This window comes from Lysobacter sp. Root494, assembly GCF_001427225.1.
GTDB lineage: Bacteria > Pseudomonadota > Gammaproteobacteria > Xanthomonadales > Xanthomonadaceae > Agrilutibacter.
Window position 1 is genome coordinate 521,308 of sequence record NZ_LMFH01000005.1, and the last position, 22,123, is coordinate 543,430.

Genomic DNA, 22,123 nt, shown 5'->3' on the forward strand with positions numbered 1-22,123 from the left:
AGTGTTCCTGCGACTACTTCTACGGCAAAGATTTCAAGCGAAGCCGCTTCGCGGCTCGGCTTAATTTAAGCGTGGGTGGGTGTGGCCGATACCCGCGAAAGGTCGCAGCTCAGTGACCATATGCATCCGGCCACCCACCCGTCGGCTGCAGATGATGTTTCCGCATCAGGTAATGGATCGCCTGGCAGATGGCGTACTCATCATCTTCTTCGGCACTGTCGAGGATCTCGGCGCACTTGTTCAAGGTGCTCGTCTGCTCCTGCGGCCGGTGATCCCCGCACTTCGACAATTGCAAGTCCAGTTCTGCAATCTCGCGCATCAGATTGAGCCTGCTGGCCATGACGCAACGTCCTCCTCGCCGCGACTGGAACCGGCGCTGTTGAGGTGCCGGGAGCCTATTTTCTACGCGTTTTGTTAGCGCGGCGTCGCGTTCATCGGCTAACGCCGGCCGTCGGCGGGACGGACCATCACCCGATCGGGTGAGGTGTCGCAAAGGTATTCAACGACCGGAGGGTCGCGCGGAAACCGCTGGGCAGACCGACTGCCACACGCAACGCATTGATGGCGCGACCGCCTCAGCGGACCTGCGGGCTCGCTTGGAAACCGCCTTGCAACAGGTCGTTGGCCGCATACCGGTTCCCCATTTCCAGCAGGCCTTCCACCGCCGGGATCAGTTCGTGGATCGGGTAGGGCTTGGCCATCACCGGGTAACGGCTGAATGCTTCAGGGATGCCCGGCTTGCCATAGGCGGAAGCGAACATGAAAGGCACGCCGGATTCGTGCAGCTGCGCGGCCAGTGGATACACCGGTTCCCCGTGCAGGTTGACGTCGAGGATCGCCGCGTCGATGTGCTCCTGGCGGGCGATGTTCATGGCGTCCTTCAGGCGTGCGGCGCGCACCACCTGGTAACCCGCATCGCTGAGCACGTCCTCGAGCATCATCGCGAGGCACATCTCGTCTTCGACCATCAGGATGCGGGGCTCAGTCATCGCTGGCATCCGGGTCCGCGAGGGGGATCGTGATTCTGCAGACCGCGCCCGTTATGGGGAAGTCAAGGGACACCTCGCCCGCCAGTTCGTGCGTGATGCCTTCGGCGATCAGGCGCGAGCCAAACCCGCGGCGTTGCGGTGGCGCAACCTCGGGACCGCCGCGTTCGCTCCACACCAGTTCGACCCAGGGCTGGCCGTCGCGGGTGAACGCTTTCCATCGCACGTCCACCCGTCCGTCCGCCACCGACAAGGCCCCGTATTTGCCTGCATTCGTGGCCAGTTCGTGCAGGGCAAGACTGAGGGCTACGGCGGTTCTAGGATTCAGATGGACAGGGTCACCCGAGATGTCCGGCGACTGGCGGCCCGCCTCGGCGTAAGGCGTCAGTTCCGCCTCGACCAGGTCGCGCAGCTCCACGCCACGCCAGGACTCGCGTGCCAGCAGGTCGTGCGCGCCGGAAAGCGCCAGCAACCGCGACATGAAAGCATCGCGGAACGAGGCGAGGTCCGTCGCACTGGCGAACGTGCGCATGGCGATGGCCTGCACGGTGGCCAGCGAGTTCTTGACCCGGTGATTGAGTTCATGCAGCAGCAGCTCGCGGTGCTCGGCTTCGAGCTTCCGGCGGGTGATGTCGAGGACGACGGCCACTGCATGCATGGGCCGGCCATCGTCGTCGCAGATGAGGGAGACGTACTTGCTCACCCACACCGTCGATCCGTCCGGCCGCACGTAGGACTTCTCGGTGTTGAAGGGAGATCCTCCCGCCACCAGCGCCTGGAACTTCGCTTCGCTTTCAACCCGGTCTTCGGGACGGACGAGGTCCTGCATGCGCAGGTTGCCCAGTTCCTCCGCGCTGCGGCCGACGATTTCGCACAGGCGTGGATTGACCAGCTCGAAGCGGCCCGCGAGGTCGGTCTGGGCGACGCCGACGGAAGTCTGTTCGATGATCGCGGTCAGCCGTCGTTCGCTTTCCAGGAGCCTGCGCGCCGCGCGTTGCCGGCCGGTGATGTCGCGCACGATGGTCGACCCGCCCACGATCGCACCGGACGGATCGAAGATTGGAGAGCAGCGGACCGACACCTGGATGGAGGTGCCATTCTGGTGCTGCCAGCTCATCTCCATCTCGTTCTGCGACGAGGTGCCGGCACACGAGGACAGCATGTCGCGCAGGTGCTGGTCGGCGTCCTTCGGCAGCAGCATGCCCAGCGACTTTCCGAGCACGCGCGAAGCGGGGTAACCGAACATCTGCTCGGCGCCCTTGTTCCAGGTATGGATGGTGCCGTCGATGGCGTGGCCGATGATCGCGTCTTGCGAGGATTCGACGATCGCGGCCAGGCGCCCGCGTTCGTATTCGTGCTGCTGGCGCTCGGTGATGTCGATGAAGGTGAGCACGACGCCGTCGATGACGTTGTCCGTCGTGCGGTACGGACGCATGCGCAGCAGGTAGACCGCGCCATCCTGGCCGCCCTGCAGCACGCGTTCCACCATGGCGAGCGTGCGCAGGACCTGCTTTACGTCCTGCCTGAGCTCGGGGTAGGGGATGCGCGCGGTGATCTCGGTGATCGGGCGGCCGTGGTCGCCTTCGCGCAGGTGGAACAGGTCGCTGATCGCCGGCGTGAAGCCGCTCACATGCAGCGACGAGTCCAGGAACAGCGTCGCGATCTGCGTGCTTTCCAGCAGGTTCTGCAGGTCGCTGTTGAGACGGGCGAGGACTTCGTTCTTGCTGTGGAGCTCGACGTTGACGGTCTGCAGCTCCTCGTTGATGGACTGCATCTCCTCCTTGGAGGTTTCCAGTTCCTCGTTCGAGGATTGCAACTCCTCGTTGACGGACTGGTATTCCTCGTTCGCCGACTTCATTTCCTCGTTGGCGGTTTCCAGCTCGTCGATCGCGGTGTGCAGTTGCTCGCGCGTGGTCGCCAGTTCCAGTTCGAGTTCCTGCACGCGGCGCGCTTCGCCGCTCGCATCGCTCTTCGCAGTGGCGACGTGGGGCAATGCGGTGGTTGCAGGTGCCGGCACGTCCTTGAACATCAACAGGCACAGTTGCGACGAGGTGCGGCGGTCGGTGCCGCTGGTCTCATCGGGAATGGCTTCGGCGATCAGGCTCACGGTGACGCGCTCGCCACCCGGCGCCAGCATCTGGCCTTCCTGCGCGATGGTGCTGCGCTTGTTCAATGCCTGCTGCACGGCGGCGCGCGCGGGTGCGCGAAGTCCCTTGTGCAGCAGCCCGAACAGGTTGAGGCTCGCCGTCCCCGACGATGGCCCGAGATAACGTCCGGTGTCGCCCGAGAAACGCAGCACGTCGTGGTTGCCGTCGATGACGACGTAGGCGGGAACATGGCGTTCGAGCAGCTTGCGCGCACTGCGGTCGATGGCGTCTTCCGTGCTGGTGGCGCGCGTGCTTGCCTGGCGCGCGACGGCTCCGGGGTTCACGGTGCGGCGGGGGAGGGCCACCGGCAACGTGGCACGTCCGTCGCTGCGGCGCACATACAGTCGGTGCTTCTTGTCGAGCGTCGAGAACAGCGCGGTGCTGCGCCCGAGGCTTTCGGAAGGCCCCAGCATCAGGACGCCGCCGGTATGCAGCGAGTAATGGAACGTGCGGATCAGGTGTTCCTGCAGCTCCGAATTGAGATAGATCAGCAGGTTGCGGCACGACACCAGGTCGAGCCGCGAGAAGGGCGGATCCTTGATCGCGCTGTGCGGCGAGAACACGATCATTTCGCGGATCGGCTTCACCACAACGAAGTACTCGCCGTCGGCGGTGAACCAGCGTTCCAGCCGCTCGGGCGATACGCCGGGCAAGGGGCCGCGGAAGCGTCCGCTGCGCGCGGCGGTGATCGCGCGGTCGTCGATGTCGGTGGCGAAGATCTGCACCTTCGGCCCGCCGCCGCGCAGTTGCGCGATGGCTTCCGCAAAGGCGATCGCGATCGAATACGCTTCCTCACCCGTCGCGCACGCCGGTATCCACACGCGCAGGATGTCGGCGGCGCCCTTGTCCGCCAGCAGCATCGGGATCGCCTGCTTCTGCAGCGCCTCGAACGCCTCGGGGTCGCGGAAGAACTCCGTCACGCTGATCAACAGCTCGCGGAAGAGATTCTCCAGTTCGGGCGGATTCTGTTTCAGGTACTCGATGTAGCCCGGCACGGTGTCGGTCTGCACCACCTGCATGCGCCGCTGGATCCGGCGCACGAGGGTCTTTTCCTTGTACTGGCTGAAGTCGTGTCCGAGTTCCGCACGGATAAGGCTACTGATCGTCTGCAGGTACCCGGCCAGGTCCCGGCGCGCGCCATCGGGCCCCTTGCTGCCCTGCGTCGCGCGCAGATAGGCGAGGTGCGTCAGTACCCGGGCGGGCATGCCTTCGACCTGAAGCACGTCGTCGACGAAGCCGGTGGCGGCGGCGCTGGCGGGCATGCCGCTCATGGCGACGTGGTCGAAGCCGGCCTGGGCGAGCACCAGGCCGCCGCAGTCCTTCACCGCGTGCAGTCCGCGCGCGCCGTCGCTGCCGCTGCCCGAGAGCACGATCGCGACGGCGTTGTCGCCCTGGTCCTCGGCGAGCGAGGTGAAGAACGTATCGATCGGCCAGCGGTATTGCCGGGGTGGCGCGGGCTTGCTCAGCTGCAGGACGCCATGCTGGATGGTGAGCGTGGCATCCGGCGGAATCACATAGATGTGCCTGCCTTCCACGACCGTTCCATCCGTCGCTTCCAGCACCGGCATGTCGGTGCTCCTGGCGATGAGTTCGGCCAGCAGGCTGCTCTTGTCCGGCGCGAGGTGTTGGACCAGGACGAAGGCGATGTCCTCGCTGGCTTCCATGTGGCCGAAGAAGGCCCGATATGCCTCCAGTCCCCCGGCCGAGGCGCCGATGCCGACGATGAGCGGCGTGCGCGGATGATCGCCGCGTCCCTCCGCGAATTCATGCGGGGTCGCAGGTTGTTCGGTCGGCGTGGCCTTGCGCGGGCGTGCTCGGGTCTTTTCGGAAGAAGTCATCAACTGCGCCGGGGCCGGTGTCCCGGAAGTATCCGCCGCAAAGAGGGGAGGGGCAACGCGCCGTGAAGCCGGCAGCAGTCTGCTTCCGCCTCGACACTGGAGGCTTCAGTGGATCACTCCCCCGCCATGATCCGCTGCAGCTGCAGCGCATGGGTCTTCATGTGCACGGCTTCCGCTTCCAGCCGCTCCGCCTCGTGCGCATCGCTGCGTTCGCGGCAGGCGCCGGCCATCGAACTGAGCAGCGCTTCGCGCTCCTGCAGGGCACGCAGCGCGCTCCATAGCGCTTCGTCGGTACGCGTTCCCTGGGTATGCTCGAGCGTTTGCTGCGTATACGCGTGACCCGTGTGGCACCGGTAACGCGGCGGATGGCTGTTGCGGATTTCCCAGAGCACTCCACTGCAGTCGGGACAGGTGATCTTCGACGGGCGACCGATGGCATCGAGCTGTTCCATGGGGTTTCCCTCTCCGAGACTGAGCTGGAATTCGCGCACCATTTCCGGTGGTGCGGCTACGCGCGGAATGCTGACCGGTTCATCGGCCAGTCGCGTGAGCGTGGCGGCCAGCGTCGCACGGGTAACGTAATGGTCGACGGCGACATTCGCGCTCGCGCTTGCGGGCATGTCCGGCGCTTCCGCATCCGTGGGTTCCTGCACGACCGCCAATCCGCCGCAGGCCTTGATCGCCTGCAGGCCTGCGGTGCCATCGTCCAGCCTTCCGCTCAGCACGACGCCGATCACCCGCGGGCCCATCGAGATGGCGGCGGAGCGGAACAACGGATCGATCGCGGGACGGGTGTGGTTTTCCTTCGCTTCGCGCGTCAGGCGGATCTCGTTGCCGACCACCAGCATGTGGTGATCCGGCGGTGCCACGTAAATGTGGCCGGGTTCGATGGAGAGTCCCGACCGCGCGTGCATCGCAGGGTTGCGGCCGCTCCGCCTGAGCAGTTCCGGCAGGACGCTTTCGTGCGTGCCGATGTGCTGAACCAGCAGTATGGACGCGGGGAACGGCACGGGCAGCGCCGCGGCCATGTCGAGCATGAGCGGCACGCCTCCGGAAGAAGCGCCGATCACGATGATGTCGCGGCGCGGCGTGAGCACCTCGGGCGTGTCCGGTTCGTGTTCGCGGCCAGTATCGATTCGCTGCCGTTACGGATGCATCACGAGTGTGCGGCAACGACATGCATGATCAGGAAGATGAGTCTTCATGCTGTTCGCAGGCCAATCACCTCGCGGCCACTACGCTCGACCGATGGACGCGAAGGGTTCAATGACCGTCCACAGCGACGTGGACATCGTCCTCGGCTCCTTGCGGTTGCAGGGCATCCTGGGGCGACCGGGCGAGGAGCGGGGCATCGTGGTGTTCGCGCATGGCTCCGGAAGCGGCCGCAGGAGTCCACGCAACCAGTTCGTTGCCACGGTGCTCAATGAAGCCGGCTTGACTACGCTGCTCTTCGACCTGCTCACGGCGGAAGAAGAAGAGCGCGAGCGCTACACGCGCCATCTTCGCTTCGACATCGGCCTGCTGGCGGAACGCCTGTTCGCGACGACGCTGTGGGTGAGGGCGCAGCCTTCGCTCAAATCGCTCCCGATCGGCTATTTCGGTGCGAGCACCGGCGCAGCGGCAGCATTGGTGGCCGCTGCGAAACCGGGAGCCGCCATGCAGGCGCAGGATATTGGAACAGCCGGCTTCGATATCGGCGCTGTTGTTTCCCGTGGTGGTCGTCCGGATCTCGCGGGGGCCGCGCTGCACGAAGTCCGCGCGCCCACGCTGCTCATCGTCGGCGGCGACGACACCGATGTGATCACGTTGAACCAGATGGCGTTGCGGGAACTGCGGACGACCAAGGCCATCGAGATCGTGCCCGGTGCCGGCCATCTGTTCGAGGAGGCCGGCACGCTCGATATCGCGGCGCGCCTCGCGGCGCAATGGTTCAAGCGCCATCTGTCCAGCGGGACAACACCATGAAGTTCCGCGATCGCCGCCATGCCGGACAGGCGTTGGCGATAGCGTTGTCGCGCTATGCCGGCCGCGATGACGTGGTGGTGCTGGCGCTGCCGCGCGGCGGTGTGCCGGTGGCGTTCGAGGTGGCTCGTTCGTTGCGCGCGCCGCTGGATGTTTTTCTCGTACGCAAGCTTGGCGTGCCCGGACACGAAGAACTTGCCATGGGCGCCATCGCCAGTGGCGGCGTCCGCGTCATGAACGACGAGATCGTACGCGCGCTGCGATTGGACAAGACCCACATCGAACCGGTCGCAGCGAGCGAACAACGCGAACTCGCGCGTCGCGAAACCGCCTATCGCGAGGGCCGCAGCGACGTGGATGTCCGTGGCAGGGTCGTGATCATCATCGACGACGGCCTCGCCACCGGCGCGACGATGCGCGCTGCGGTGAAGGCGTTGCGGATGCGTCAGCCCAGGCAGGTCGTGGTAGCCGTGCCGGTCGGTGCGGAAGACACCTGCAAAGCGCTACGCCGCGAAGCGGATGAAGTGATCTGCCTGCACACACCCGAGCCCTTCGGCGGGGTGGGGGCCTGGTACGACGACTTCAGCCAGACCGGGGACGACGAGGTGCGGCAACTGCTGGCTGCTTCGGCAGGGGCGGTGGTCGGCACGCATGGGTCGCCATCGAAACGAAGCAGGGCGTCGCAGCGCCTGCTGCAGCACGTGCTGCCGATGGCCGGCGCGGACGCCGATTTCGACGTGTTGCTCCAACGTATCGGTGATGCGCCGGTGGTACTGCTGGGTGAGGCGTCGCACGGTACCGACGAGTTCTACCGCACGCGGGCCGACATCACGCGACGGCTGATCACCGAGCGTGGCTTCAATGCGGTCGCTGTGGAAGCCGACTGGCCCGATGCCTATCGCGTGAATCGCTTCGTCCGCGGCGATGACGAGGATGCCGATGCGGACGCCGCGCTGTCCGGCTTCCTGCGCTTCCCGACCTGGATGTGGCGCAACGAGGTGGTGCGCGACTTCGTCGGCTGGCTGCGGCAGCACAACGACGGCGTCGCCGAGTCGCAACGCGTCGGCTTCTATGGGCTCGATCTCTACAGCCTGCACGGCTCCATTGCAGCGGTGCTCGATTACCTGCACCAGACCGATCCGGAGGCCGCGCAGCGCGCCCGTTATCGCTATTCCTGTTTCGACCACTTCGGCGAGGACGTGCAGGCCTACGGTTACGCAGCCAGCTTCGACCTGTCGCAGAGCTGCGAGGACGAAGTCGTGGCGCAATTGCGCGAGATCAGCCGCGCCGCATCGCGCATCGACGGCCATCGCGACGACGATCTGTTTTTCGCCGAACAGAACGCGCGCCTGGTGCGCAATGCGGAGGCATATTACCGAAGCATGTTCCGTGGCCGGGTTTCGTCGTGGAACCTGCGCGATACGCACATGATGGAAACACTGCAGGCGTTGATCGATCGTGGTGAACAGCGCGGCCGTCCACTGAAGGTGGCGGTATGGGCGCACAACTCGCACCTGGGCGATGCGCGTGCGACCGAGATGGGCGAGCGGGGCGAACTCAACCTGGGACAGCTGGTTCGCGAGCACCATGCGGCTCGTAGCGTGCTGGTTGGCTTCAGCACCTACGAAGGCACGGTCACCGCGGCGACGAACTGGGACGAACCCGCGCAGCGACGCCGGGTTCGTCCCGGAATGGCCGGCAGCTACGAGAAGCTGTTTCACGAAACCGGGCTGTCGCGCTTCCAGCTGGATCTCGCCAATCCAGCGCTCGAGGCGGACCTGCGCGGCCCGCTGCTGCAACGCGCGATCGGCGTGATCTACCGGCCCGAGACCGAACGCCTGAGCCATTACTTCAATGCCCGACTGAGCGATCAGTTCGACTGGATGATCCATGTCGACCAGACGCGCGCACTGGGACCGCTGGAGCCCGGAGTACGCTGGCACCACGACGAGCCGCCGGAGACCTGGCCCAGCGGCATCTGACGTCGGTATTCGACCAGCAGGGCGTGGCCGTCGCAGCTTGTGCAAGGCAGATCGAAGCGCAATAGGATGCGAACGGCGCTGCCCCTGTGGCGGTGCCGGTCCAGGCAGGAGCCTGGATCACCGGGGGTGATCAGGAGCCCGCTCATGCGACCCATGTTGCGCACGCATTCGCGGAGTGCTTCCAGGACTGCGTCCTGGGGCATCCGCTTGCTCTGTATCGCGTTGTTGACTGGCGCCAGTCCATTGGTATCGGCACAACAGCTGTCCAACGCCGTCAACTCGCCGAAGCAAAATACTGCGGCCCTGGCCGACACCACCGCAGACCTCACGCAGGCCGCGGCGGCACTACTGCCCGTCAGCGTCAGCGCAAGCGGGAACCATGCCGAGATGCAGGTCGGCGAACCGATCCTGCCCTTGCTGGAGGTGAGTCTCGACTTCCAGGACGCCACGGGCCTGAGCCCTTCGTCGCTTGGCGCTTCCGCGCGACTGGTGAATCCCGGCGATGCCGGTCTCCTGGCACGCCTGGCCGACCTCAACCTCACGCCACTCACCGACACGCTCAACATACTGGTCACGATCGAGCCACCGGCGAATGGCGGCCTCAGCTTCCGCGGCACCGGCCGGCTCGAAATCCACACGCACCTGTTGCCTTACACGCAAGGCAGTTCGCTTCGCGTCTTCAAGGCGCCGTTGCTGGGACCGTTCCGCGATGTCACCGATGAGATCGCACAAGGCAGCGTGCGGGCCCGCACGACGTACGGCGGGTTCTCGCAATTCCTCATCCTGGTCGACCTGCGTCCCACCCGCATGGTGGTCGACGAAAAGATCGGATGGCTGCGCAACCACGTCGCTGCGCTGCCGGTCTCCGAACGAGCACCGCTGGATACGTTGCTCGACCAGGCGGATGCGGCTGTCGATGCCGCCGACTATCCCGCCGCCATCGCGGCCGTCGACGCATTCCGTGCACGCGTACAGGCGCGGGCCGGGCAGTACATCGCGAACGAGTGGCGCGCCACGCACGATGTCGAGAACGATGCGGGGCAACTGATCGCCGGCGCCAGCACGTTGCGATTCAGCGTCGCCTATCTGCGCGACTACGGGCAGTAACCGATCACCCAGAAACAGGAAAGCCCCGGAAGCTGTTTTTCCGGGGCTTTCGAGACTGGATGAATTGGTGGAGCGGAGGAGGATCGAACTCCCGACCTTCGCATTGCGAACGCGACGCTCTCCCAGCTGAGCTACCGCCCCACGTAAGGCTGCAAAGTCTACCGGCCGAACTCAGGGGGCGCTAGTCCTGCGCGGCGAGCAGTGTGGCCAGGGCAGGTTCCAGCGCCTCCCGGCGCCACCCGGCGAGGGCGGCGGGCCACCGGCCTTCATCGAGCAGGGCCTGAAGCCAGCGACGGGATGCGAGCACACCGTCCGGCAGCCCGAGTTCGGCGCTGCGCTTGCTGACGGCATCCTGCATTTTCTTCAGGCGCTGCTTGTCGCGGGTTTCCCCGACGCTGGCATCGGGAGCATCGGCTTCGTCCGCGAGTGGCGTGGTCAGTGCGCGCCAGATTGCGTCACCGAGTTTGCGTGGCGCTTTCGGATGCGCGTCGAGTTGCGCCTGCAGGCCATCGCGATCGGCGGGTGGCATGCGCGCGAGCGCAACCGCGAGTTCGTTGTCGAGGATCCAGCCGCGCGGACGATCGTTGTCGCGGGCGTAGGCATCGCGCCAGCGCAGCAGGCGAACGAGCCGCTGCTGGGCTGGCATGTCGAGGAACTGCGCGCTGCGCATGGACAGGTGCGGCCAGCGTTCCGGGCCTTCGTTCTCGGCATTGCTGATCGTGCGGATCGCGTCTTCGACAAGCCACTCGCGACGGTTCAGTTGCGCGAGCATCCCGTCGAGCGTGTCATGCATGGCGGCGAGATGCCGTACATCGTCGGCGGCATATTCGAGCTGCGAGGGCGAGAGCGGACGGCGCAGCCAGTCGGACCGGGTTTCGCCCTTGGCCAGGGCGACGCCGGTGAGTTGTTCCACCAGCTTCTGGTAGCCGACGCCAGCGCCGATGCCCGCAAGCGCCGCGGCGAGTTGCGTGTCGTACAGCGGCTTGGGCACCACGCCGCAGGCGTGCCTGAAGGCGACGAGGTCCTCGCTGGGACTGTGCATCACCTTCAGGATCGCCTCGTTGGCGAGGATCGGCGCGAGCGCGGCATTCATGCCTGGAACCAGAGGATCGATCAGCAGCACGGCCGGATTCCCGCTGCTGTCGTCGAGTGCGATCTGCACCAGCGCGAGTTGCGGCCAATAGGTGCGCTCGCGGATGAATTCGGTATCGAGCCCGATGCGAGCGGGAACGTGCGAGAAGTGCGCCAGCAATGCGGCGGGGTCGGAAATCCAGACGTGCATGAAGGGGAGGATAGGGCAGGTTGCCGCGGCGGGCGACAATAGCCTACTTTCGCGTTGGCGCGATCGGCTCCGGATTCATCTGCAGCGGAGCCACGTCCGTCGACATTTCGCATTGCGTGCGGGGAGTTGGGTGGCCTTGAACCGGAAGCGGCAAACCTCACCACGACTGGCATCGGGGATCGGGCTTTGCCTCGTGCTGCTGGTGCTGGCAGGTGGTTGCGGCCGAAAGCAGGCTGAAAAGGAGAAGGTCGCGTCCCGCACGCCTTTGGTCACCATCGGCGAAGACCAGTCGGTGTCATCCGTGCCCGCGTGGCGCGCCCCCGCCATCGAAGTGACCGACGAGAGCGCGACGGCATTGCGCAAGCGCGCAGGAGCGGCGCTGAAGGCGGGACATCTGTACGGCGATGCCAATGACGCCGATGCCGCCATTCCGCTGTATCTCGCGCTGCAGAAGCACGCGCCGCAGGACGCGAACATCCGCAAGGCATTGCGCGAAGCCTTGCGTGCATTGCTGGGTGAAGGCGCTGATGCACTGGCCGCGATCGACGACGATCCGCAGGAATTGCGCCATGCGCACGAAATCGCGGCCGTGGCGCGCGTGGTCGCGCCAGGGGATGCGCGCGTGGAGGCGTTCCTCGACAAGCTCGACAGTGCGGACGAGGCTGCGCATGCCAACCAGTTGGGCGAGATCGCCCTCAATGCCGGACGCATCGGTGAAAAGAACGAAGCCGACGGTGCAATCGCCTACTTCCGGGAAGCGCTGGAGCAACGGCCTGCCGACAGTCGCGCGCAACAGGGCCTGGCCGCCGCGGAAAGCGCGTTGATTCGGCGCGCCGAAATGGCGGCGGGCAAGGATGATTTTGAAGGTGCCGCCCGCTGGCTCGACTCGGCCAGCATCGTCCGCCCCAAATTCGGTACGGTGCCGGACGCACGTGGACGCATCGCGATGCTGCGCGCAACGCGCGTGAATGGCTTGCGAGACGCGGGCATTGCCGAACTTGCGACGCCGACCGCGCCCGGATTGCGGCGCGCGCGCGAAAAACTCGGGCAACTGCTGCGCATTGCGGCGCCCGCGGATCCGGCGGTGATGGAACTGCGTACGCGCATCGAAATGGCGGCGCACTATGGCTTGTTCCGTTCCGGACAGGCATTCACCGATGCGATGGTGAACGGTGGTCGTGGTCCGCAGCTGGTGGTCGTGCCGCATGGCGCGTTCCGCATGGGGGCGGCGGAAGCAGAGCTCGACTCCACCGATGCCGAACGGCCTGCGCGCAATATCCGCTTCGAACGCGGCTTCGCGATGTCGCGAACCGAAGTCACCGTGGCGGAGTTCCGCCGTTTCGTGAGAGCGACCGGTCATCGGGCGCGTGCCAGCCGGCGCGGCTATTCGACGATCTATGACGAGCGCAGCGGCAACTTCGTGCGAGCGGGCAATGTCGACTGGCAGTCCGACTACGTGGGCAGGCCCGCGGCCGATGACATGCCGGTGCTGCATGTCAGCGTGGGCGACGCGACGCGCTATGCCGAGTGGTTGTCCGAGCAGACCGGACAGCGCTACCGGCTGCCGAGCGAAGCGGAGTTCGAATACGCGTTGCGTGCGGGCAATCAGTCGCGCTATCCGTGGGGCGAAGGATCGCCACCGGCCCGCGCGGGGAACGTCACCGGTGCGAACGATGTGTCGCCGGGCGGGCGCCGGTGGACGAACGCGTTCGCGGGATACGGCGATGGTGCCTGGGGTCCTGCTCCCGTGGGCAGTTACCAGCCCAATCGCTGGGGCGTGCACGATCTGGCAGGCAACGTGAGCGAATGGGTCGAGGATTGCTGGCACAGCAGTTACCGGCGCGCGCCCCGCGATGGCCGCTCCTGGGTGAATCCGGGCTGCCGCAACCAGGTCATCCGTGGCGGCTCGTGGGCGAACTCGCCGGCGCACACGCGCTCGGCCTGGCGGCAGGGCACCGACATCAACAACACGAACGCGCGGGTAGGGTTCCGGCTGGTGCGGGAAATCTGAATTGAGGCATGCTGGCCCGCATCGGCCGCGATGATCATCGTGGCCGATCACGACACGGAGACCACGATGAGAGTTGATCCTTTCGGCAACCAGCAGGCGCCTCGCCGGCGCGGCTTCGGACTGGGTGGCATTCGTTGGTGGATCCTGATCCTGTTCGCCGGTTATGCGGCGTGGTCATGGTTCGGCAGTGCCGAAACCGATCCCTACACCGGCGAAACCGCACATTACGGCGCCTCGCCCGAGGAAGAAGTGCAGCTCGGCGCGCAGGCTTACCAGCAGGTCCAGAGCGACGCGGCGGCGCAGGGCGCACTCCTCCCTGCGAACTCTCAAGTGAGCCAGCAGATCCGGGAGATCGCCAGCCGCCTGGTCAATCGCGTGCCTCAGGTGACGGCGGATCTGGCTGCGATGAACCAGCAGCAGGTCCCGGGCACGTACCAGAGCTTCCAGTGGGACGTGAGCGTGATCCAGTCCGAGGAGGCAAACGCGTTCTGCCTGCCGGGCGGCAAGATGGCGGTGTACACGGGGCTGCTTCCGATTGCGGAGAACCAGAACGCGATGGCGATCGTGATGGGCCATGAAATCGCACACGCGCTGCTTCGCCACGGCTCACAGCGCATGGCGCAGCAGAAGCTGGTGCAGGTGGGACAGATGGCCGCGGGTGTCGCGCTGGGTGGCATGGATCCGCAGCAGCAACAGGCGGTGATGGCGGCGCTCGGCGCAGGCGCGCAGTACGGCTTCATCCTGCCCTACGGACGCAACCACGAGACCCAGGCCGACAAGGTAGGCCTGATGCTTGCGGCGGCGGCGTGCTACGACCCACGCGAAGCCATTCCCTTGTGGGAGCGCATGTCGCAGCTGGGCGGCGGCGAGCGTCCGCCGGAATTCGCGTCGACCCATCCGGACCCGGCGAACCGCATCCAGACATTGCAGTCCCTGATGCCTACGGCGGAAGCGTTCTACTCGAAATATTGCGCCGGGCAGCCGCCCCTGCGCTGAAGCCTGGTCGATAGTTTCGCCCGGAAAACGAAGGGAACGAGAAGACCAGCGCTGTAACGCGTGCTGCGCGCGTGCACGCGGTGAACTGCAAAACAGAAGAGCCGGGAAACCCGGCTCTTCTGGTTGAAGCGAACGTGTCGGAACGACGCCGTCAGCGCTTCGTGTCGGCCTTCGGCTTTGCGGTTCCCGGATTGGCGCTGGTGCCCATGCTGCCGGCCATGTTCTTCTGGAATTCCTGCCACATCGCGAGATTGCGCTCGGTGAGCTGGTTCATCATCGTCCACGGGGTCTGGCCCAGCAGTCCGCCGATCTGGGTGCGGAACTGCTGTTGCTGGTCGAGGAAGATCTGCATCGACCGCTCGAGATAGTTGCCCATGAAGCCTTGCAGCGAATCGCCGTAGAACCGGATGATCTGGCTCAGCAACTGTGTCGACAGGACGGGGTCGCCGTCGGACTCGTGCTCCGCGATGATCTGCAGGAGTACCTGGCGGGTGAGGTCCTCGCCCGACTTCGCGTCACGGACCTCGAAGTCCTCGCCATCGACGATGAGCTGCCGCACATCCTCGATGGTGATGTAGCTCGATATCTCGGTGTCGTAGAGACGACGGTTGGGGTACTTCTTGATGATGCGGTGCGAACTCATCGAGCGCCGACTCTAAATCGTGATGCTGCGCAGCATGGCGCAGGGGCGGTTGCCTTGCAACTCGCCCCGGATATGTGCCGCCGGCTGCGGCGGGGACGGCGAAAACGGGCGTCTGCGGTTACCAGCCCATGTACTGGCCGCCGTTGGCGGACAGGTTCGCGCCGGTGATCCAGCCGGCCTCGTCGGGAATGAAGAACGACACGGCGTAGGCGATTTCCTCGGGCGAGCCGAGCCGGCCGGTCGGGATCTGGGCAATGATCTTGTTGCGCACGTCTTCCGGTACCGCCATCACCATGTCGGTCGCGATGTAGCCCGGGCAGACCGTATTGACGGTGACGCCGAAGCGCGCGTTTTCCTGGGCCAGGGAAATGGTGAAGCCGTGCATGCCGGCCTTGGCCGCTGCGTAATTGGCCTGACCGTACTGGCCTTTCTGGCCGTTGATCGAACTGATCTGCACGATCCGGCCCCATTTGCGGTCGCGCATGCCTTCGATCACCGGGCGGGTGACGTTGAAGCAGGAATTCAGGTTGGTGGTGATCACTTCGTTCCACTGCTGCGGCGTCATGCGGTGGAAGGTGGTGTCGCGGGTGATGCCGGCATTGTTGACCAGGATTTCGACCGGACCGAGCTGGCGTTCCACTTCGCGCACCATCGCCGTGGCATCTTCAGGCGAGGACACGTCGCCAGGTGCCAGCGCAACGTCCACGCCCTGGGCGCGCATCTGTTCCTGCCATGCCTTCGCCTTTTCCTCGTTGCGATAGTTGGTAGCGACCTTGTGTCCCATCCCAGCGAGGCGTTTGACGATCGAGGTGCCGATGCCGCCGGTACCGCCCGTAACGAGTGCGACGCGTGATTGCATTTTTTCTCTCCATGAAGCGGCGAAGGAAGCCCGCAGGCATTCTATGGAGCAAATATGAAACCATCGTTGTGCGTTGCGGCGAGGGCGATGTGACCCGAATGCGGAATGCGATCGGGATCGAAGCCGGCGCGGGCTCGTTCCAGCAGCGAAGCGACACCGTCGGCGGCTTCAATCATTACCGGATCCTGTCCCAGCGCACGCCATGCCTCTTTCAGGGCCGGAAGCGGGTTGCCCGCATCCACCGGAAGCGCAGCGTCCGACTTCGACAGCTTCCGCCCGTGGGCATCGACCACGAGCGGCAGGTGGGCATACCGCGGCGTGGGCAGTCCGAGGACCTGCTGCAGGAAGATCTGGCGTGGCGTGGATCCGAGCAGATCGGCGCCGCGCACGACGTCGGTGATGCCCTGCGCCCTGTCATCGACCACGACCGCCAGTTGGTACGCCCAGTAGCCTTCCGCCCGGCGCAGGACGAAATCGCCGACGTCGCGGGACACATCCTGTTCCTGGGGGCCCTGGATGGCGTCTTCGAACCCGATGACGGTGCCGTCAGGCACGCGCAGGCGAATGGCTGGGTCGGGACGCGGCGAACGCGCGACGCATCGCCGGTGCACGCCGCCGGAAGCGGCGAGATCGCTTCGACTGCAATGGCATTCGAAGGCGTCGCCCGAACGGAGCAGGCGATCGAGCGCATCCTGATACAGGTGGCCGCGCCGACTTTGCCGCACCACTTTTTCGTCCGGGTGCAGGCCGAACGCATCCAGCGTTTCCAGTTGTCGTACCGACGCGCCCGGGATTTCACGCGGCGGATCCACGTCCTCGATGCGTACCAGCCAGGCTCCATCGGCGTGCCGTGCCAGCAACCAGCTCCCAACGGCGGCGAGCAGGGAGCCGAAATGCAGGTCGCCGGTAGGCGACGGCGCGAAACGGCCGCGGTACGAATCGGGGCGGGTCATAGGCATGGCTAGGGATCGGCAACGCAGCGCGACAGCCTGCGTAAAGCATTCAGCTTGAAATTCAGCGAGCCTGCCACATCTTCACCCGGAAGCCATCAATCCGCGCCTGCGCGCGAGAGGTCCAAACCCATGTTCAAACGTGTCGCCCTGTTCCTTGCCACCAACCTTGCCGTGCTGGTGCTGCTGGGCATCGTCATGTCCGTATTGCAGAACTTCTTCGGCATCCGCTTGGGCAACGAAGGCGGTTTGCTGGTGATGGCTGCAGTGTTTGGCTTCGGCGGTTCGATCATTTCGCTGTTGATGTCCAAATGGGTCGCCAAGCGCGGCACCGGTGCGCAGGTCATCGAGCAGCCGCGCAACGAACTCGAACAATGGCTGGTGTCGACCGTGCATCGCCAGGCCGAGAAGGCGGGCATCGGCAAGCCGGAAGTCGCGATTTACGATGCGCCTGAAATCAATGCGTTCGCCACCGGCGCCAATCGCAACAACGCGCTGGTCGCCGTGTCGACGGGCCTGCTGCGTTCGATGAATCGCGACGAAGCCGAAGCCGTGCTCGGCCACGAAGTAAGCCACGTCGCCAACGGCGACATGGTGACGATGGCGCTGATCCAGGGGGTGCTGAACACCTTCGTGATCGTGCTGTCGCGCGTGGTCGGCCGCGTGATTGACGGCTTCCTCAACGGCAACCGCGAAGGCAGCGGTGGCGGCATCGGCTACTTCGTCACGGTGATGGTGCTGGACGTCGTGTTCGGCCTGTTCGCCAGCATGATTGCGATGGCGTTCTCGCGTTATCGTGAATTCCGCGCGGATGAGGGCGGTGCCTCGCTGGCGGGCCGCGAGAAGATGGTAGCGGCGTTGCAGCGCCTTTCGCAGACCTACGGGCACACCACGCTGCCGGGGCAGATCCAGGCGTTCGGCATCAGCGGGGCGGTGGGTCATGGCCTGCGCCGGCTGATGATGAGCCATCCGCCACTGGAAGAGCGCATCCAGCGCCTGCGCCAGGGTTGATGCGCAACGCAGAGGTTCGATGAAACAAAAAAGCCCGCCTGTTGGCGGGCTTTTTTCTTGCGCGCTTTGCGAATCAGCCGAATTCGTAGTCCATCTCCGGCCCGGCAGGCGCGAGGAAGTGTCCCTGCGCGTAGTCGATGCCCGCACTGAACAGGGTGGTCATGCTGCCGGCGTCCTGGACGTGTTCGGCGATGGTCTGCTTGCCCAGTTCCTGCGCCTTCGAAGCAAATTCGCGCACGCGCTGCTGGTGTTCCGGATTCGCCGCGAGTTCCTGCATGAAGGAGCGGTCGATCTTGATGAAGGCCGCATCGAAGTGCGACAGCAGCTGGAACGAGTTGAGGCCGATGCCGAACTGTTCCAGGCCCACGCGCACGCCAAACTGCGCCACGGCCGACTGCAGCTGCTGCGCGGCGCGCAGGTTGGTGAAGACCTTGGACTCGGGGATCTGCAGCACCAGCAGGCGGCCGTCGACGGCATGCATCTTCAGCTGTTCGCCGATGTACTGTGCCAGGCTCTCGTCCTGCAGTGATGCCTGGGTGATCTTTACCAGCAGGCGCGTGCGGCGGTTGAGCCGCTGGCGATCCGCGATCAGGCGGATCGCGCGGCCGATGACCCAGCGGTCGATTTCGCCGAGCAGTCCGTGTTCCTCGGCGATCGGCAGGAAGGTGAGCGGTTGCACCAGGCTGCCGTCCTCGCCACGCAGGCGCAGCAGCGTCTCGTACATCTCGTCCGGCGTGCCGTGGAGCGGCACCAGTGGCTGGAAATACATGACGAACTGGTCGTTGGCGATCGCGTCACGGATGCGCGTGACCCAGGCTGCGACGCGTTCGAGTTCGGCGCGATCGGTGGCGCTCGGATCGTAGAGTTCGGCCCGGTTGCCGCCGACGCCGATCGTCGATTGCAGCCCCTGGCTGGCCTTGGCGAGGATGGCCGGGACGTTGGCGATCTTCTCGCCCACCTGCACGCCACCGATGCTCAGGGTGACGTTGAGCGAGTGGTTGCGTGCCTCGAGCACGCTGTCGGCGAAGGCGCTGCGCAGCGATTCGGCAAGCCGCGAGGTCTGCGCATGGTCGCTGTTGCGGGTCATCACCGCGAACTGGTGCTCGCCGAAGCGTGCGATGACATCGTCCGGACCCGCCACGGAACGCAGGCGTCCTGCGATGGCTACCGCGAGGTCATCGGCGGCGTCCAGGCCGATTTCCTGCAGCAGGCGCGTGTAGTGATCGGGTTCGACCAGCAGCATTCCATGCGCGGTCGCCTTGGCGGCCGTTTCGGCCACCGCGTCTTCAAGCGCGCGCAGGAAGGTCTGGCGGTTGAGCAGCCCGGTGACCTGGTCGACCTGTCGCAGGCGCTCGAGTTCCTCCGCTGCCTTGGGATCGAACACTTCCTCCTGCTTGCGCAGGATCACCTGCAGGCAGTTCTCACCTTCGTAGGTCGCTGGCGTGAACTCCATCACTGCCGGAAAATGGTTCCCGTCCAGGGTGACGGCCTCGGTTTCGTAACGAGGCGGTGGTGTCTCGCCCTTTGACAGCTGTTTCAACAGCTTCTTGAATTCGTCGACCTTCTTGGAGGCAACGAGGTCGAGCAGCGACATGCCCTCGATGTCCTCGAAGGACTCGAAGCCGAACATCTCCAGGTAGGCGGAGTTCGCGCGGATGTGCATGCCTTCGTGGATATAGGCGATTGGATCGCGCGACGAGTCGATCAGCGCATCGCAGCGGCGCTCGAGTTCGCGCATCTGCGCTTCGAGGCGGCGATAGGAACGGCGCGCTTCGAGGTCCACCCATTCCGAACGCACTACGTTCTGTATGTGATCCATGTGTTCGCGCAGGACTACGCCCCGCGCACCAATGGACATCATCTTCAGCAGCGCGGCTTCATCGAGCGCATTGACAAGCACCAGCACGGGCAGGTCCTTGCCGCTCGCGCCGACCTTTTCCATCACCTTGGCGAGCGGGACGCTGCTGGCGTTCTGCGAGGCCAGCACGATGTCCAGCGGCTGCGATTCGAGCAGCGACTGGAACTCGTCCTCGTTTTCCGGGCGCGACGGGCGCACCGCGATGCCCGCGTTGCGCAGTCCGCTGACGATGGCCTCGGCGGCTTCGACGCTGTCGTCGACGATCAGCACTCGCAGGGCCATGTCTTTGCCGAATTGCATTCTTCCTACCTCCGTTCGCGGCGGTCCCCCTGCATCCTGCCCAGCCGCACCATATTCAGCGTTTATGACATGAAGCCGCAGCTTGCGTCCACGGGCTGTAACGCCCGGTGTGGCGGGCTCGACAGTTCGCTTGCTTTTCGGCGGCATGCACTCTCCCCTCAGGTTGCGGCCGGTGATGGGGGAAACCCCATTCGTTCCAACGACTCCTGCTGATCAGAGCGGCCGCTTGCCCGGATCTCCCGCGACTTCACGCACCAGTCGCGGTACCAGATAGCCCGAAAGGCGTGCGGCCAGTGCCCCGTGCAGCTGCCGCGCCTCGTCATCGCCGACTTCGAAGTGGGCCGCGCCCTGTACGCGGTCGAGCTGGTGCAGGTAGTAGGGCAGGACCCCCGCCTCGTGGCTGCGTTCGCTCAGTGCGGCCAATGCATCGACACTGTCGTTGACGCCGCGAAGCAGCACGGCCTGGTTGAGCAGGGTCGCACCGGTCGCTCGCAATGCCCTGCAGGCCTGCCGGACACTGCAATCGATTTCATTTGCGTGGTTGGCGTGCAGGACCACGGTGACTGGCCACGGCAGGCTGCGTATCCAGGCAAGCAGGGGCGCATCGACCCGTTCGGGCAGCACTACCGGCAAACGCGTGTGGATGCGCAGGCGCTTGAGGTGCGGGACGTCCGCGAGCGCATCGGTCAGCTCGGTCAGCTTGGCGGTCGACAACGACCAGGGGTCGCCACCGGAGAGAATGACCTCATCGAGTCCGGCATCGGCCCGGATCAGGTCGACGGCTTCGCGCCAGTGGTCGGCCGCGGCGGTTTCACTGGCGTAGTCGAAGTGGCGTCGGAAGCAGTAACGGCAATGCACGGCGCAACTGCCCGTAGTGACGAGCAGGGCGCGGCCCTGGTATTTGCGGATCACCCCGTCGGCCGCCTTCGCCGCCGCATCGCCGACCGCGTCGAAGGCGAAGCCGGGCATCGGCTTCATCTCGTCGTCGAGGGGAAGGACCTGCCGCAGCAAGGGATCGTGCGGGTCGCCATGCCGCATCTTCGCCACGAAGCCGCGCGGCACGCGCAGGGGAAACTGTTGCGCCGCGGCTTCGGAAATATCGGTCACGGCGCCTTCGAGCCCGAGCAGGGTGAGCAGTTCGCGCGGGTCGCGCACGGCTTCACGCCACAGCTGTTGCCAACGGGGAGGGGGCGCGGCAGGGAGCTGCGGGTCAGCGGCGTGCTGTCTGAGGGCAGGGGCAACGGGTATCATGTCGGATCGCGATTTTCCGGCGCTGCCGACCTTCGCGGCGCAGCCCGCCATTCTAGCCGTCTGCCGCGCCCGTAGCCGCAGGCAGCATGGCAGCGGGGCGGTCTGCACCCGCCCATCCGCATTCACGATCACTTTCAGGAGTTACACGCATGGCCAGCCTTGGCATGAACGACGTCAAGACCGGACAGAAGATCCTGGTCAACAACGACCCGTGCATCATCACCGAGACCGAATACGTCAAGCCGGGCAAGGGCCAGGCCTTCACGCGCATCAAGTACCGCAGCATCAAGTCGGGCCGCGTCGTCGAAATGACGATGAAGGCCACCGACAACGTGGAACAGGCGGACGTGGTGGACACCGACATGCAGTTCCTCTATGCCGACGGTGAGTACTGGCACTTCATGAACCAGGAATCGTTCGAGCAGGTCCAGGCCGACAAGGCCGGCATGGGCGGCGCCGAGAAGTGGCTGAAGGGCGAGGAAGAATGCGTGGTGACACTGTGGAACGGCACGCCGATCGCAGTGCAGCCGCCGAACTTCGTCGAACTGAAGATCACCGAGACCGATCCGGGCGTCCGCGGCGACACATCGGGCGGTGGCGGCAAGCCGGCGACGCTGGAAACCGGCGCCGTGGTCCGCGTGCCGCTGTTCGTCGGCCAGGACGAAGTGATCAAGGTCGATACCCGTTCCGGCGAGTACGTTTCGCGCGTGAAGTGACGATTTGAACCGTGGCCGCAGCGGCCACGGTTTTGTCAGATCGTCATCCCCGCATGCTTTTAGCGGGGATCCAGCGACTTTGCTGTTGCTGTTGTCATTGCCATTGCCTTGTAGAGCGGATCTCGCTCCGCCGTCCTTGGCAGGAATCCAGGGCAGAAGCAAAGTCCCTGGATTCCCGCCTTCGCGGGAATGACGGGCAAAAGCCACAAGCGGCATCCACAAGG

Annotated in this window: 17 protein-coding genes and 1 tRNA gene; 7 read left to right on the top strand and 11 right to left on the bottom strand. The window is 65.4% G+C overall.

The features are described 5' to 3' along the window. Positions 1–109: 109 nt before the first annotated feature. The 4 genes from ASD14_RS05705 to ASD14_RS05720 all read right to left on the bottom strand — a co-directional run bounded on the left by ASD14_RS05705 (position 110) and on the right by ASD14_RS05720 (position 6,068). A complete protein-coding gene (locus ASD14_RS05705; protein WP_056130272.1) occupies positions 110–340 on the bottom strand; it encodes a hypothetical protein in 231 nt (76 codons plus the stop codon). 235 nt (positions 341–575) lie between these two features. After that, positions 576–989: a response regulator gene (locus ASD14_RS05710; protein WP_200947021.1), complete on the bottom strand. Its 414-nt coding sequence runs from the start codon at positions 987–989 to the stop codon at positions 576–578. Next, positions 982–4,971, bottom strand: coding sequence for a PAS domain S-box protein (locus ASD14_RS05715; protein ID WP_056130279.1), 3,990 nt, complete (start codon positions 4,969–4,971; stop codon positions 982–984). Before ASD14_RS05715 ends, ASD14_RS05710 begins: the two co-directional genes overlap by 8 nt. A gap of 113 nt (positions 4,972–5,084) precedes the next feature. Further along, entirely contained in the window at positions 5,085–6,068 is a 984-nt protein-coding gene (locus ASD14_RS05720; RefSeq protein WP_082538761.1) for a chemotaxis protein CheB, read from the bottom strand. A 169-nt stretch (positions 6,069–6,237) separates the two neighbouring features. Here ASD14_RS05720 and ASD14_RS05725 point away from each other — a divergent pair, with 169 nt between their 5' ends. The 3 genes from ASD14_RS05725 to ASD14_RS05735 all read left to right on the top strand — a co-directional run bounded on the left by ASD14_RS05725 (position 6,238) and on the right by ASD14_RS05735 (position 10,022). Then, complete coding sequence (locus ASD14_RS05725; protein ID WP_200947022.1) at positions 6,238–6,936, top strand: alpha/beta family hydrolase; 699 nt, start codon at positions 6,238–6,240, stop codon at positions 6,934–6,936. Continuing rightward, positions 6,933–8,915: an erythromycin esterase family protein gene (locus tag ASD14_RS16460; protein WP_056130285.1), complete on the top strand. Its 1,983-nt coding sequence runs from the start codon at positions 6,933–6,935 to the stop codon at positions 8,913–8,915. The genes ASD14_RS05725 and ASD14_RS16460 overlap by 4 nt, the downstream gene beginning before the upstream one ends. Positions 8,916–9,059: 144 nt before the next feature. Next, the gene (locus ASD14_RS05735; protein ID WP_157475114.1) at positions 9,060–10,022 is read left to right on the top strand and encodes a DUF6689 family protein; all 963 of its coding nucleotides are present in this window, start codon (positions 9,060–9,062) and stop codon (positions 10,020–10,022) included. A 65-nt stretch (positions 10,023–10,087) separates the two neighbouring features. Here the strand turns inward: ASD14_RS05735 and ASD14_RS05740 are convergent. Further along, positions 10,088–10,163: transfer RNA gene (locus ASD14_RS05740), tRNA-Ala, on the bottom strand. 40 nt (positions 10,164–10,203) lie between these two features. Beyond that, positions 10,204–11,304, bottom strand: coding sequence for a ribonuclease D (gene rnd, locus ASD14_RS05745; protein ID WP_056130291.1), 1,101 nt, complete (start codon positions 11,302–11,304; stop codon positions 10,204–10,206). Between the two features lie 193 nt (positions 11,305–11,497). Between rnd and ASD14_RS05750 the strand changes: the two genes are divergently transcribed. Together ASD14_RS05750 and ASD14_RS05755 are read left to right on the top strand one after the other, a co-directional pair. After that, positions 11,498–13,315: a formylglycine-generating enzyme family protein gene (locus ASD14_RS05750; RefSeq protein ID WP_235565316.1), complete on the top strand. Its 1,818-nt coding sequence runs from the start codon at positions 11,498–11,500 to the stop codon at positions 13,313–13,315. A gap of 66 nt (positions 13,316–13,381) precedes the next feature. After that, entirely contained in the window at positions 13,382–14,311 is a 930-nt protein-coding gene (locus ASD14_RS05755) for a M48 family metallopeptidase (RefSeq protein ID WP_056132156.1), read from the top strand. Positions 14,312–14,462: 151 nt separating this feature from the next. Here the strand turns inward: ASD14_RS05755 and phaR are convergent, their stop codons facing one another. The 3 genes from phaR to gluQRS form a co-directional block, all read right to left on the bottom strand. Next, positions 14,463–14,954, bottom strand: a complete 492-nt coding sequence (gene phaR / locus ASD14_RS05760) for a polyhydroxyalkanoate synthesis repressor PhaR (RefSeq protein ID WP_056130294.1) — start codon at positions 14,952–14,954, stop codon at positions 14,463–14,465. A gap of 118 nt (positions 14,955–15,072) precedes the next feature. Then, positions 15,073–15,813: a beta-ketoacyl-ACP reductase gene (locus ASD14_RS05765; RefSeq protein WP_056130296.1), complete on the bottom strand. Its 741-nt coding sequence runs from the start codon at positions 15,811–15,813 to the stop codon at positions 15,073–15,075. 41 nt (positions 15,814–15,854) lie between these two features. Continuing rightward, complete coding sequence (gluQRS, locus tag ASD14_RS05770) at positions 15,855–16,766, bottom strand: tRNA glutamyl-Q(34) synthetase GluQRS (RefSeq protein ID WP_056130299.1); 912 nt, start codon at positions 16,764–16,766, stop codon at positions 15,855–15,857. A gap of 129 nt (positions 16,767–16,895) precedes the next feature. Here gluQRS and htpX point away from each other — a divergent pair, with 129 nt between their 5' ends. Then, positions 16,896–17,774, top strand: coding sequence for a protease HtpX (gene htpX, locus ASD14_RS05775; protein ID WP_056130302.1), 879 nt, complete (start codon positions 16,896–16,898; stop codon positions 17,772–17,774). 73 nt (positions 17,775–17,847) lie between these two features. Here htpX and ASD14_RS05780 read toward each other — a convergent pair whose 3' ends face one another. Both ASD14_RS05780 and epmB read right to left on the bottom strand, forming a co-directional pair. Next, positions 17,848–19,932, bottom strand: coding sequence for an EAL domain-containing protein (locus tag ASD14_RS05780; protein WP_056130304.1), 2,085 nt, complete (start codon positions 19,930–19,932; stop codon positions 17,848–17,850). A gap of 213 nt (positions 19,933–20,145) precedes the next feature. Then, positions 20,146–21,183 (bottom strand): EF-P beta-lysylation protein EpmB, encoded by a 1,038-nt coding sequence (gene epmB / locus ASD14_RS05785; protein ID WP_056132158.1) that lies wholly within the window; start codon positions 21,181–21,183, stop codon positions 20,146–20,148. A gap of 149 nt (positions 21,184–21,332) precedes the next feature. On the opposite strand from epmB, the gene efp reads away from it, so the two are divergent. Beyond that, the gene (gene efp / locus ASD14_RS05790; protein ID WP_056130307.1) at positions 21,333–21,899 is read left to right on the top strand and encodes an elongation factor P; all 567 of its coding nucleotides are present in this window, start codon (positions 21,333–21,335) and stop codon (positions 21,897–21,899) included. The last annotated feature ends 224 nt before the right edge of the window (positions 21,900–22,123 follow it).